Genomic DNA, 13195 nt, shown 5'->3' on the forward strand with positions numbered 1-13195 from the left:
GGAATTCTGTGCCGCCGATACCCGATCGACACCATGCCGAAAATCAGAAGCGACTTGATGCGCTTGAAGCCTTCGACATTCTCGACACGGCTCCGGAACCGGAATTCGACGACATCGTCTTCGTCGCCTCCTCGGTTTGCCATACGCCCGTAGCGCTGATCAGCCTCGTCGAGGTCGATCGGCAATGGTTCAAGGCCGCAGTCGGACTTGAGAGCTGCGAGACGCCGATCGACCAATCCGTCTGCGCTCATGCGCTATCGAGTCCCCAGCCGCTCATTATCCCCGATCTGACGAAAGACGAGCGAACCAGAGACAACGTGCTGGTGACAGCACCGCCCGGTATTCGTTTCTACGCCGGAGCGCCGCTGGTGACCGCTGACGGTACGATCATCGGCACGCTCTGCGTCATCGACACGGTTCCACGCCCTGAAGGCTTGGCCCCGGATCAGCTGAAGATCCTCCAGGCACTCTCCCGGCAGGTGGTGGCGCTGCTGGAGGCCCGACGCATTTCGAGCCGCAAGGACGAACTCTTCCGCCGCCAGAAAAGCATCAGCTCGGCGATGCGCTCATCCGTGAACAAGAACATGGCGGCGCAGGAAGCCGGCCGTATCGGAACGTTCGATCTCGATATCGCCACCAGCCAGATGCGCGTGTCACCTGAATTCTGCAGGATCTTCGACGTGCCGATCGCCGAAAGCTATCCGGCTTCGACATTCGAAGACATGGTGATTCCCGACGACCAGTCCGTCAAGACGAGTGCCTCGACCCGGATGGACGGCACGGCGCTGCTGGATGTGGAGTATCGTATCAGCACCAAGCATCGAAGCGTGCGCTGGATATCCCGGCATGCCGCCTTCACGACCGACGCTGACGGCAAACCGATTGCTCTTCGCGGAACTGTCCAGGACGTTACCGCCGAGAAGCGCGCCAGCGCCCGCGCGCAGGCCCTGCTCGATCTCGGCGACCGGCTGAGAAATCTTGACGATATCGAATCGATGGCAATCGCCGCGGCTGATCTTATGGCCAAGGCGCTGGATGCCACGCGAGCAGGCTTCGGTCTGGTCGATGCCGGTAATGAGACAGTGTCGGTGCAGCCGGAATGGCAGGCGCCCGGCATCGCCTCGCTTGCAGGCATCCATAGTTTCCGCGACTATGGAAATTTCATCGACGATCTGAAACTTGGCGACACCGTGATCATCGAGGATGTCAGCTTGGATCCCCGAACCAGCGATCACGCCAGAGCACTTCTGGATCTGGATATCCGGGTCCTGGTCAATGTGCCGATCTTCGACCACGGACATTTCAGCCTGGTGGTTTTCGTCCATCACAACCACCCCTACGACTGGTCGAACGAGGAGCTCGCCTTCGTGCGCAGCTTCGGCGATCGCATTCAGCTCGCCATTGCCCGCGTCAGGGCCGATGCCGAGCAGGATATTCTCAATCGCGAGATCAATCACCGCCTGAAGAACACCTTCGCGATGATCCAGGCCATTGCCACCCAGACCCTCAAGCCAGTGGCCGAGCGGGAGCATGTCGAGAATTTCGAGCGCCGCCTGCATGCTCTGAGCCGCGCCCACGACATACTGCTGCAGGACAACTGGCTGAGCGCCAATGTCCACGACCTCGTCGTCAAGGCAATCGAATCGCTGGGCGTCATCGATCGTGTCACGATCGCCGGGCCGAAAACCTCTGTTGGCCCCAAGGGCTCGCTATCGATTTCCCTGCTTCTGCACGAGCTTGCCACCAACGCTGTCAAATACGGCTCTCTTTCGGCCGAAAGCGGCGCAGCTTATGTGCACTGGACCATTGAAGGTCGAGGTGAACAGGCTACATTCCACCTATCGTGGCGTGAAGAAGGCGGCCCGACCGCCTTCGAACCAACCAAAAAGGGCTTCGGTTCCAAGCTTATAAAAATGGGCCTCATAGGGTCCGGCGGGACGGAAACCAGTTACAGCCCGGATGGCTACTCGGTCAAAATGTCCGCGTCGCTCTCGCAAATGCAAAGGAGCGACTGAGTTATGGGAGATGATCACACAGGCACGAGACTACACGTTCTCGTTGTCGAAGATGAGCCGCTGCAGCGGATGATGGCCATCGACCTTGTTGAAGACGCCGGTTTCGAGGCGATCGGCGCCGCCGATGCAGAGGAAGCGGTGCGCATTCTGGAAGCACGCAGCGATATCCGCATCGTTTTCACCGATATCGACATGCCGGGAAGCATCGACGGAATGATGTTGGCAGCCGCGATCCGCGACCGCTGGCCGCCGATCGAAATCATCATCACCTCTGGCCATATCCGCGAAGAGGAAGTGGTCCTTCCGGTGCGCGGCGTATTCTTTCCGAAGCCTTACGATACCCGCCGGGTCACTCAGAAACTGGTCGAGTTCGGCGCGCCGCACTGATAGGTCTGTTGTTGTCTCATGAAAAAAGCCGGGAAGCCTTCGCTTCCCGGCTTTCTGTTTAAACGAGCGGCGCAATCAAACGTAACGGTTGACGACGTTCTCGAGCAGTTCCTGCTTGCCGGAACGCGGCTGCGGGTTGATGTCCTTGCTCTCGACCCAGCCGGTGATCTCTTCCAGCGAGTATTCGCCGCGGAAAAGCTTCTGCCCTTCGGCCGAATCCCAGCCGGCATAACGGTCGGCGAGCGGTTTGGACAGAGCCTTTTCCTCGACCATCTTGGCAGCAGCCTTGAGGCCACGGGCGCAGCAATCCATGCCGCCGATATGACCGATCAGCAGGTCTGCCGGATCGAGCGACTGGCGGCGCAGCTTGGCGTCGAAGTTCGTACCGCCGGTGGTGAAGCCGCCGGCCTGCAGAACCTGGTAGTAGGCAAGCGCCATTTCCGGAACGTTGTTCGGGAACTGGTCGGTATCCCAGCCGGACTGGTAGTCGTTACGGTTCATGTCGATCGAGCCGAAGATGCCGAGCGCGTTGGCCAGCGCCAGCTCGTGCTCGAAGGAATGGCCGGCAAGGATCGCGTGACCCTGCTCGATGTTGAGCTTCACTTCGTTCTCGAGGCCGTGCTTCTTCAGGAAGCCGTAAACCGTCGCGACGTCGTAGTCGTACTGATGCTTGGTCGGCTCCTGCGGTTTCGGCTCGATCAGGATCGTGCCCTTGAAGCCGATCTTGTGCTTGTACTCGACCACGAGGTTGAGGAAGCGGCCCATCTGGTCGAGCTCGCGCTTCAGGTCGGTGTTGAGAAGCGTCTCATAGCCTTCGCGGCCGCCCCAGAGAACGTAGTTCTCGCCGCCGAGCTTCTGCGTCGCGTCGAGGCAGGTCTTCACCGTTGCAGCGGCAAAGCCGAAGACTTCGGGATCCGGGTTGGTCGCAGCACCCGACATGTAGCGGCGGTTCGAGAAGAGGTTCGCCGTGCCCCAGAGCAGCTTGGTGCCGGTTGCAGCCTGCTTTTCGGCGAAGTAGTCGACGATCTCGTTGAGGTTCTTGGTGTTCTCGGCAAAGTTATTGCCTTCCGGGCGTACATCGGCGTCGTGGAAGCAGTAATAGGGGGCGCCGAGCAGCTGGAAGAATTCGAAGGCAACATCAGCCTTCAGCTTCGCAGCCTTCATCGTGTCTTCGAACCACGGACGCAGGAAGGTCTGACCACCGAAGGGGTCGCCGCCCGGCCAGGTGAAGGTGTGCCAATAGGCAACGGCGAAGCGCAGATGGTCTTCCATCCGCTTGCCGAGAACGATTTCGTCCGGCTGGTAGTAACGGAAGGCCAGCGGATTGGTGCTGTCGGGGCCTTCATACTTGATCTTCTGGATATCGCCGAAAAATCCGGTGCTCATTTTTGATCCTCCTTGGGTTGTTTCAGTCTTGTCTGTTGTTTCGTGCGGCCCCCTCATCCGACCCCTTTGGGGCCACCTTCTCCCCGAGGGGAGAAGGGAACTGAGGCGGCCATTGCGTGTCCCTTCTCCCCAGCGGGGAGAAGGTGCCGGCAGGCGGATGAGGGGGCCGCCGGCTCTAAGCTCTCAATGCGCCAGCGACTTGATGGCCGGATAAAGCGCGCGGTAGCGCTTGTAGGCCTCCTCGTAGGCGCCCGTCAGCGCCGTGTCGGGCTCGATCGTGCCATCCGTCTCCGGCGGCGTGCAGACGGCAACCGGGTCTGCCCCTGTCGCCGCAATCAGACCGAGACGCGCAGCACCGAAGGCCGCGCCGAAATCGCCATCGGCAGGCAGATCGACTGGCACGCCGAGCGCCGTCGCGATGGACGCCAGCCAATAACGCGAACGCGAGCCGCCGCCGATCGCCGTGACGCGGGCGATATCGGTGCCTGCCGAGCGCAGGGCTTCCAGATTGTCGCGGATCGCGAAGGAGACGCCTTCAAGCACGGCCTGGGTGAGAACAGCACGGCTGCTTTCATGCTCGAGGCCGATGAAGGCGCCGCGGATGACCGCATCGTTGTGCGGCGTGCGCTCGCCGGAGAGATAGGGAAGGAAGGTAACACCCGACGGCGCCTTCAGCGTGTCGCCAAGCTCGCCGGTCAGATCGGCGGCGGACTTGCCCGTCACATGCGAATGCCAGTTCAGCGCATCGGTGGCGGAGAGAATGACGCCCATCTGATGCCAGGTGTTGGGAAGCGCGTGGCAGAAGGCGTGAACGGCGCTTTCCGGCTTCGGCAGATAGGAGCCGTTGGCCGCAAAGAGCACGCCGGACGTGCCAAGCGACACAAAGGCCGCGCCATGGCTGACCGTGCCCATGCCACAGGCCGAGGCCGCATTGTCCCCTGCCCCACCGGCAACGACAACGGTACCTGCAATGCCCCACTTGGAAGCCAGTTCACCGCGCAGCTTGCCGGCCTGCTCCGTGCCTTCGACCAGCGACGGCATCTGCTTTTCATCGAGGCCGGTGGCCGCGAGCAGTTCGGACGACCAGGCGCGCTTGCCGGTATCGAGCCAGGAGGTACCGGCGGAATCCGACATTTCGGAAATGTGCTCACCGGTCAGCCAGAGGCGCAGATAATCCTTCGGCAAGAGAACCTTGGCGACCTTGGCGAAAATCTCCGGCTCGTTCTTGGCGACCCAGACGAGCTTGGGCGCGGTAAAGCCGGGGAAGACGATATTGCCGGTCAGCTTGCGGAAGCGCGGATCGGCATCGAGTGCAGCGGCTTCGTGATAGCTGCGGGTATCGTTCCAGAGAATGCAGGGGCGCAGAACCTTGTCGTCGGCATCGAGCAGCGTCGCACCGTGCATCTGGCCGGAGAGGCCGATACCCTTGACGGCGGCAAGCTCCTTCGGATGCTTGGCCTTCAGACCGGCCACCGCCTCTTCGGTCGCGCGGATCCAGTGCGACGGCTCCTGCTCCGACCAGCCGGAATGCGGACGCGAGATGTCGAGAGCGCCATTGGCCGAACCGATGATCTTCTGATCACCGTCGATCAGCATCGCCTTGACGCCGGAGGTTCCGAGATCGAGACCCAGATACATGTCATTCTCCCTTTGCCGTTACGGCAGATTGTCTTTCAAGAATATGTCGAGGCGGATGCGTTCCTGCGCATCGATCAGCGAAAGCCCGTCCGCCTTTGCCTTCAGAACACGGATGGCGCTGCGCACCTCATGTCCGGCATCCTGGTTCAAGATTGCGTCAATCGTTCCGTCGAGAAGGGCGGCGCGCGTATTCGGCGTCAGCTCATGCGCCACGACAGTCACCTGCCGCCCCGCGCCCTTGGCCTTCAAAGCCTTGATCAGGCCGCGGTTACCGGCGCCGAGGCTGTAGATGCCGACGATGCGATCGTTCTTCGAAAGCGCATCCGAGACCAGCATATGCGCCATCTCCGGATCGTCGCGCCCTTCGATGACGGGGAGGATTGAAAGACCCGGGAATTCCTGCGCCATCAGCGCCGCAAAGCCCTCCAGCCGCTCGCGATGGTCGCGCACCAGCATGGAACCGGCAAGCACCGCGATCTCGCCCTTCGCGCCGCCCAAGAAGCGGCCAAGCAAGCGAGCCGCCGTGCGCCCGGCAGCGATGTTGTCGACACCCGCATAATGGTGACGCAAGGAGCCCGTCAGATCGGAAACGAGGGTGACGACGGGAATGCCATCGCGCACCAGCGCATCGACGGCAGCAACGACTTCAGGCGCATCAGTCGCCACCAGCGCAATGCCCGCCGGACGCTCGGCGCCGAGCGCCTGCAGCGCCTTGACCAGCGCATCGGGATCGAACGCCGGAACCTCGACCGTGCGGATTTGCGTGCGCTCCACCGGCGAACGGGCGACCGCGTCGCGGATCTCCGCCGTCAGTCCATGCATGAAGGAATTGTCGGAGGCCGGAAGGATGAAGGCGAAAGAGTAGGTTCGGCCCTTGGCGAGATTGGCCGCCGCCACATCCCTGACATAGCCGATCTCGCGAATGGCGTTTTCCACCTTCTCGCGGGTCACGTGGCGCACGCCCGGACGCTGGTTCAGCACGCGATCGACAGTCGCAAGGCTGACCCCCGCATGGGCGGCGATATCGTGGACAGTAGGCTTCATCAATCCTCCTGACGAAACCCTTTATCGCCAATTCTGATGTACGTAAATCAGAAAATCTCATCAAAGCGGAAGTGTAGATACCGGCCGTTGAAAAGATTGACTATTTCTTGCCGTCAGCGGCAATACGCGCCTCGATCGCCAAGGCGATCTTTCGCAGATCCCGGCGCTTTCCACCAAGCGTTTCGATCGCGGCAACTGCAAGATCGCGGGCGACGTAATCGGACTTGTGCCCGAGATTATGAACCACAATCAGCCGCGCGCCCTTGATATCCTTGGCCAGATGGGCGGAGTGGATGGTTGGCGAGACGACACTATCGGTATCGCCGGTGATGATAATCGTCGGCGCCTTGATCTGCCGGTAGCGCAGCGAAGCCTTCTTCGTCCACTCCAGCAGGTTCGCGATATCAGTGGCGTTGTTGTAGAACTCGGCCGGACGAAGCGCCAGAAGCGTTCGCGCCTTGGAAATATAACCGGGCGGCCGCTTGTTCGGCGCAAATACGCTATTCGTCGCACCGTTGACCATCGCCAGCCCGACCGGCGGCACGACCAGCGCGCTGAACAGCGGCCCAGTCACCGGCGCCGTCGCGGCGTCGTAATACCAGGCGATACCGCCTGGCCACGGATAGACGGCAGGCGACAGGAACACGAGACCGGCAACCATATCAGGATGGTTGAGCGCGAAAGCCGCCGCAACGGCGCCGCCGAAGGAATGGCTGACGATGATCGCTCGACCGATCCCGCGCTTCTTCATCAACGCCGCAATCGCATCCGCCTGCCCATCCGGGAAGGCATTCTGCGGCCCGCCCCGATCGGAGTGGCCATGACCCGGACGATCGACAAACAGCAGATCCGCCTTGCCCTCCAGCTTTTCGCGGAAGGAAAACATCGGGTCATAGAGATTGGCGCTGGCGCCATGGATGAAGACGATGGGTGGAAGCGACGGCTTGTCGGATGCCGGAATGAAGACGCTGTTCAGCTTGTAGCCGCCGACATCTATTCTCTCTTCCTTGACAGCAGCCTTGGCAGGCGCGGATGCGAACAGGGGCAGGATGATGCAGAGCCAGGCAATTGCCCTGGCGGAAGACTGAAACATAAGGCGGCATCCGCTGGAGAGATATGCAGCCCTATACGCAAAACGGCCGGCTTTGGTTTCCCAAGCCGGCCGTTATTTTGAAACTCAGACGTCAGTGGCCTCCGCCACCGCCTCCGCCGCCTTGCGGTGCGGGCTTGGCAATCATCGCAACGCCGAGAACCATCGCCAGGAACAGCACGGTCAGCATCAGGAAGATATCGCCGAACGACAGGATCACCGCCTGCTTCGTCGCCAGCCCGACCATCTGCTTGATCGCCACCGACGCGCCATCCATCCCGTAGGAATTGAAGTTGGCAGTCAGATTGTTCAGCTGGTCGATCGCGGCCGGATGACCCCAGTCCATGTTTTCACGCAGACGCTCGTAGTGGACGTCCTGGCGGTTGGTGAGCACGGTGTTGATGATCGCGAGACCCACGGCGCCGCCGAGGTTACGCGTCAGGTTGAAGAGACCGGAGGCACCGCGCATGCGGGCCGGCGGCATCGTGCCGAGCGCGATATTGTTGATCGGCACCATGCACATCATCAGCCCGAAACCACGGAACAGCTGCGGCACGAGAAGCTCGTAGAAGTCCCAGTCGTCGGTCAGGCCGGTCATGATATAGGTACCGGCCGCAAAGCTGACGAAGCCGATGACCATCATCAGGCGCAAGTCCATCTTCGTCGACAGCTTGCCGGCGATCGGCGCAGTGAAGAACATCGCGAGACCCGAGACGAACATCGTCTCGCCGATCATCAGCGAGTCATAGCCGCGAATGCGCCCGAGATAGACCGGATAGATATAGGTCAGGCCGTAGAGACCGATGCCCATGACAAATGAGAAGACCGAGCCGAAGGCAAAGTTCCGGTTGGCAAAGGCCCTGAGATCGACCACTGGAAAATCGACGGTGAATGCTCGGTAGAAGAAGACGACACAGGCGATCGCCGAGGCGATGGCACCGATGACGATATAATTGTCGTTGAACCAGTCGTTCGAATTGCCCTCTTCGAGAACGTATTCCAGCGCGCCCAAGAACACGCCCATCGAGATCAGGCCCCACCAGTCAAATTTCTTGAAGAGCGACAGTTCGGGCTTGTCGAAGTCGATGAAGTTCCAGGTAACGGTGGCGACGATGATGCCGGGGATGACGTTGACCAGGAACAGCCAGTGCCAGGAGAAGGCATGGCTGAGATAGCCGCCGACGGTCGGGCCGATGGTCGGCGCCAGCGTGGCGATCAGGCCGATGATCGGCGAGACGACGCTGCGCTTCGACGGCGGGAAGATGGTGAAAGCAGCGGCAAACACCGACGGGATCATGCCACCGCCGATAAAGCCCTGGATCGCACGGTAGACGATCATCTGGTCGATATTCGTCGCCGTGGCGCACAGCACGCTCGACAGCGTGAAGCCCGCCGCCGAAACGGCGAAGAGGTAGCGCGTCGAAACGATGCGGGCGAGCGTACCCGACAGCGGAATCATGATGACTTCCGCGATCAGATACGAGGTCTGCACCCAGCCGATCTCATCCGAGCCGGCGGAAAGGCCGGCCTGGATTTCGGCCAGCGAAGCCGAAACGATCTGAATGTCGAGGATCGACATGAACATGCCGAGCACCATCGCGAAGAATGCGATGAGCTTGCGCGGGTCCATCCGTTCCTCGGCGCCGACGCCGGGAACGGTTCCTGCAGTGGTGGTGGCGGCCATTGGCCTTACTCCGGCTGGCTGATTACTTTGCCTGCTGTGCGTCCGGCGCCGTGCGCGTGTCGACATCGACAACGACGCTCAGGCCTGCACGCAGACGGCCGGTATCCAGTGCATCCTGCGGGAGCGCGATACGAACCGGCACACGCTGGATGATCTTGGTGAAGTTGCCCGTCGCATTTTCAGGCGGCAGCAGCGAGAAGACCGAGCCGGAGGCCGGCGAGATCGACTCGACGGTGCCGACGATCGCATGATCGTCATAAGCGTCGACATGGACATTGACCTTCGAACCCGGAACCAGATGCTGGATCTGCGTTTCCTTGAAGTTCGCGTCGATATAGAGCTGGCGGGTCGGGACAAGCGCCATCAGGCGCTGACCGGGCGAGACAAGATCACCTTCCTGAACCGAACGATTGCCCACGACGCCGTCATAAGGCGCCTTCAGAACCGTGAAGGACAGGTCGCGGGCGGCCTTGTCGCGCTGCAGTTCCAGCGTCCGGACAGAACCTTCGGCTTCCTTGCGTTGCGCTTCCAGAATGGTGATGTTGGCTTCGGCCGACTTGATATTGGCGTCACCGCCAACGAGGTTTGCCTTGGCCTGATCGAGCGCGATGTTGGCGGTATCGAGATCGGCAGCGGTGCCAACCGACTTCGCCTGCAGGTCGCTCTGGCGCTTCTGGGTGATCTCGGCGCCGCGAACGGCGGCATCGAGGGATACCTTCTGTGCCTGGGCCTGGGCGAGAGCCGCCTTGGCACCGTCAACCTGTGCATCGATACGGCTCAGCGACAGCTTTTCCGTGGCGATCTGCGCTTCGGCCTGATCGAGAGCGTTCTGATAGTCGCCGTTGTCGAGGGTTGCCAGAACGTCACCGGCCTTGACCAGTTGGTTGGCAACGACATTGACCTTGGCAACATAGCCGGTGACCTTCGGCGAGATGGTCGCGATATCGCCTTCGATATAGGCATCATCGGTCGAGACCATGAAGCGGCCGTTGGTCCACCATTCGTAGCCATACCAGCCGCCACCTGCGAAGAGCGCGAGCGCAACGATCGGCAGAACGAGACTGCGCTTCTTCTTGACCGGCGGCTGCTCGGCAGCCTTCACTTCCGGTGCAGGCGCCTGCTGAGGAGCACTGCGAGCCTCCGCGGTGGGGGTGTCCGCGGAGGCTGCAGTTTCCGGCTTAGCCGCTTCGGCTTCGGCGGAATCGCTAACAATGCGTGCGACATTGGTTTTCTGAGTGGACATAGACGGACACCGGATAATGGAGTAGATTTAATCGAACTGAACGGTTCGGTTCAGTTGACATAGGCTCTTTTTACATCCATATCAAGCCATATCGAACCGAGCGGTTCGATTTTAGTAAAGAATCTTCGCAAGTGCGAAAAATGGTTAAGGAGAAGATGACAGAAGTGTCCAAGGTTTCAGCCGCCGAAACATCAGCAGCCACTGGCCGCTGGGCAGCCGGAGAAGATCCGGCCAAGCGCACGCAGATCCTCGAGGGCGCCAAGCACGTCTTCATGAAGATGGGCTTCGACGCGGCGAGCATGAACGACGTGACCCGCGAAGCCGGCGTCTCGAAAGGCACTCTCTATGTCTACTTCGCCAATAAGGAAGAGCTCTTCACGGCAATGATCGAGACCGAGCGCGCCGCCTTCGTGGCCGCGCTGCGTGTCGCTCTCGAACACCATGATAACATCGAGGAAGGCCTTTACGACTTCGGCCTGAGCTTCATTGCTCACGTGACCAGCGAGAAGGTGATTAGCGCCATGCGCACGGTTCTCGGCGTTCGAGATCGGATGCCGGTGCTGTGTCAGCGCTTCTTCAACGGCCCGGAAAATCTGCGCACGGTCTTGCACGACTATCTCACGCGATATGTGAAGGCGGGTGAGCTCAATATAGATGACGTCGATCTTGCCGCCGGACAGTTCCTCGATCTCGCCAGCGGCAGCTTCTTCAAGTTCCGCCTGTTCGGCAGCATGCCCGAGCCGCCGTCCGAGGCCGAGCGAAAGCGTGTCATCGACGGTGCTATCCGCGTCTTCATGGCCGCTTATGGCGCCAAGCAGAGCGAGCCCGCCTGACGAAGCGTGCCTCGCGACATCGGAACTGCGTCATTCTTCATATTCCTCACGGAATAAATACCGTCCCGCTTTCGTATACCCCTTGCGGCGCTTGCATCTCTGCGCCTTCACTCTAGATTTCGACGTCAGCTGTCTGTGGCGCAAGGGAAAGACAATTCATGCAAGATATCATGATCCTGGTTCAGGATCCGGCCGCCTGGGTGGCGCTGGTGACCCTGGTCGTCATGGAAGTCGTTCTGGGTATCGACAACCTTATCTTCATCTCCATCCTCACCAACAAGCTGCCGCCCGAACACCGTGAAAAGGCCCGCAAGGTCGGTATCGGTCTGGCGCTGATCATGCGTCTGGCGCTGCTCGGCACCGTTGCGTGGATCGTCAAGCTCACCACGCCGGTCTTCGAGGTCTTCGGCCACGGCTTCTCGTGGAAGGACATGATCCTGATCGCCGGTGGTCTCTTCCTGCTATGGAAGGCGACGAAGGAAATTCACCACAGCGTCGATCCCGCCGATCACAACGAGGACTTCATCGCCAATTCGGCGACGACGACCTTCAGCTCGGCGATCGTGCAGATCCTGATCCTCGACCTCGTCTTCTCGGTCGATAGCATCATCACCGCCGTCGGCATGACGCCGCATCTGCCGATCATGGTCATCGCCGTTCTGGCCGCCGTCACCGTCATGCTGGTTGCCGCAACGCCGCTCGCAAACTTCATCGAGAAGAACCCGACCATCGTCATGCTGGCGCTTGCCTTCCTGATGATGATCGGCACGACGCTGATCGCCGAAGGCATGGGCTTCCATGTTCCGAAGGGCTACGTCTACGCCGCCATGGCCTTCTCGGCGCTGGTCGAGGTGCTGAACATGTTTGCGAGAAATGCCCGAAAACGAAAGAAGGGCGAGAGCCACTAGCTAGCTCGGCAACGGGCGCGGCCCCGGCCGCGCCTAGAGCATGTCTCCCAGGCTCCAGTGATTGCCCCAGCGCGCATCGATCTCGTCATCGACATTCTGGTAGCGGATATCGGTCGACAGACGGATCAGCCGCTCGGGGCTTTCATTCGCCGTCGAGGCATGGATCATGTAGGGGCTGTGCAGCATCACATCGCCGGCCTCGTAGTCGGCGATCAGCCAGCGCGTATCGAAGCGCTCGGCCATATCGGACAGGTCTTTCGATACCCAGCCCCCTTCGGCCATGTTGCGATTATAGGCGCTGATGCGCTCTTCAGCCGAAAGCCCGGCACTCCCGGCGGCAAACTCCGTCTCCATCCGCCTGCCGATCGCATGCGATCCCTCCAGATAGACGAGCCCGCCCATATCGACGGGAACATCGCCGAGCGGAATCCAGGCGGTGACGATGCGGCTTGTCCCGCCGCGCAGATAAACGAGATCGTAATGCGCCGGCGTCGTAGTCGAACTGCCAGGCAGCGTGTGACGCATGATCTTGCGCTTATGCAGATAGGAAATGCCGGACAGGAATTCGTCCATGAAAGCCGCAAGGCGCGGCTGGGCGCAAAAACCTTCATAGGCGACGGAGCGGACGAGCGACATGAGGATGCGGTTGGCCTGCTGCGGATCGCTCTCCGCGGCCGCCGCCAGACCAAGACGCGGATCCGATCCCGGCTCGATCAACCCCGCCCCTGCCAGATGCCCGAACACCCAGCCGCGAAACGCGTTGACGGCATCGGGATCGAGAAAGCGCTTCAGCCAGACATAACCATGCTCTTCGTAGCGCTCGCGGATCGCCGCGATACCGATTTCCGGATCGGTCGGAACAAGATAGCCAAGCCTGTTCCCGGCCGTCGAGAGCACCTTGCCACCGGCCCTCAGCACTGGCATCTCAGACATGGTCTTCATGGCCAAACTTGACATTTCGATCGTC

Annotated in this window: 11 protein-coding genes and 1 pseudogene; 4 read left to right on the forward strand and 8 right to left on the reverse strand. The window is 60.8% G+C overall.

What is annotated here, in order from left to right:
• Nucleotides 1-8: 8 nt before the first annotated feature.
• The gene (locus AB4Z25_RS25920) at nt 9-2015 is read left to right on the forward strand and encodes a GAF domain-containing protein (RefSeq protein ID WP_442210031.1); all 2007 of its coding nucleotides are present in this window, start codon (nt 9-11) and stop codon (nt 2013-2015) included.
• Between the two features lie 3 nt (nt 2016-2018).
• The gene (locus AB4Z25_RS25925) at nt 2019-2402 is read left to right on the forward strand and encodes a response regulator (protein WP_112516836.1); all 384 of its coding nucleotides are present in this window, start codon (nt 2019-2021) and stop codon (nt 2400-2402) included.
• Nucleotides 2403-2477: 75 nt separating this feature from the next.
• Here the strand turns inward: AB4Z25_RS25925 and xylA are convergent, their stop codons facing one another.
• The 7 genes and pseudogenes from xylA to AB4Z25_RS25960 all read right to left on the reverse strand — a co-directional run bounded on the left by xylA (nt 2478) and on the right by AB4Z25_RS25960 (nt 10487).
• A complete protein-coding gene (gene xylA / locus AB4Z25_RS25930; RefSeq protein WP_112516837.1) occupies nt 2478-3788 on the reverse strand; it encodes a xylose isomerase in 1311 nt (436 codons plus the stop codon).
• Nucleotides 3789-3862: 74 nt separating this feature from the next.
• Nucleotides 3863-3976: pseudogene (locus tag AB4Z25_RS25935) on the reverse strand (endonuclease domain-containing protein); the annotation flags it as partial.
• Entirely contained in the window at nt 3972-5426 is a 1455-nt protein-coding gene (xylB, locus tag AB4Z25_RS25940) for a xylulokinase (RefSeq protein ID WP_112537061.1), read from the reverse strand. The pseudogene AB4Z25_RS25935 and the gene xylB, both read right to left, overlap by 5 nt.
• An 18-nt stretch (nt 5427-5444) precedes the next feature.
• Nucleotides 5445-6470 (reverse strand): LacI family DNA-binding transcriptional regulator, encoded by a 1026-nt coding sequence (locus AB4Z25_RS25945; protein ID WP_112537062.1) that lies wholly within the window; start codon nt 6468-6470, stop codon nt 5445-5447.
• A gap of 100 nt (nt 6471-6570) precedes the next feature.
• Nucleotides 6571-7563, reverse strand: a complete 993-nt coding sequence (locus AB4Z25_RS25950; RefSeq protein WP_112537063.1) for an alpha/beta fold hydrolase — start codon at nt 7561-7563, stop codon at nt 6571-6573.
• A 91-nt stretch (nt 7564-7654) separates the two neighbouring features.
• Nucleotides 7655-9244, reverse strand: a complete 1590-nt coding sequence (locus AB4Z25_RS25955; protein WP_112537064.1) for a DHA2 family efflux MFS transporter permease subunit — start codon at nt 9242-9244, stop codon at nt 7655-7657.
• Nucleotides 9245-9266: 22 nt separating this feature from the next.
• Nucleotides 9267-10487, reverse strand: coding sequence for an HlyD family efflux transporter periplasmic adaptor subunit (locus AB4Z25_RS25960; protein WP_112537065.1), 1221 nt, complete (start codon nt 10485-10487; stop codon nt 9267-9269).
• A 155-nt stretch (nt 10488-10642) separates the two neighbouring features.
• On the opposite strand from AB4Z25_RS25960, the gene AB4Z25_RS25965 reads away from it, so the two are divergent.
• Nucleotides 10643-11320, forward strand: a complete 678-nt coding sequence (locus AB4Z25_RS25965) for a TetR/AcrR family transcriptional regulator (protein WP_112537066.1) — start codon at nt 10643-10645, stop codon at nt 11318-11320.
• A gap of 158 nt (nt 11321-11478) precedes the next feature.
• A complete protein-coding gene (locus AB4Z25_RS25970) occupies nt 11479-12228 on the forward strand; it encodes a TerC family protein (RefSeq protein ID WP_112537067.1) in 750 nt (249 codons plus the stop codon).
• A gap of 33 nt (nt 12229-12261) precedes the next feature.
• On the opposite strand, the gene AB4Z25_RS25975 is transcribed toward AB4Z25_RS25970, so the two are convergent.
• Complete coding sequence (locus AB4Z25_RS25975; protein ID WP_112537068.1) at nt 12262-13185, reverse strand: phytanoyl-CoA dioxygenase family protein; 924 nt, start codon at nt 13183-13185, stop codon at nt 12262-12264.
• Nucleotides 13186-13195 lie beyond the last annotated feature (10 nt).

Source organism: Rhizobium sp. RAF36 (assembly GCF_052114105.1).
GTDB lineage: Bacteria > Pseudomonadota > Alphaproteobacteria > Rhizobiales > Rhizobiaceae > Rhizobium.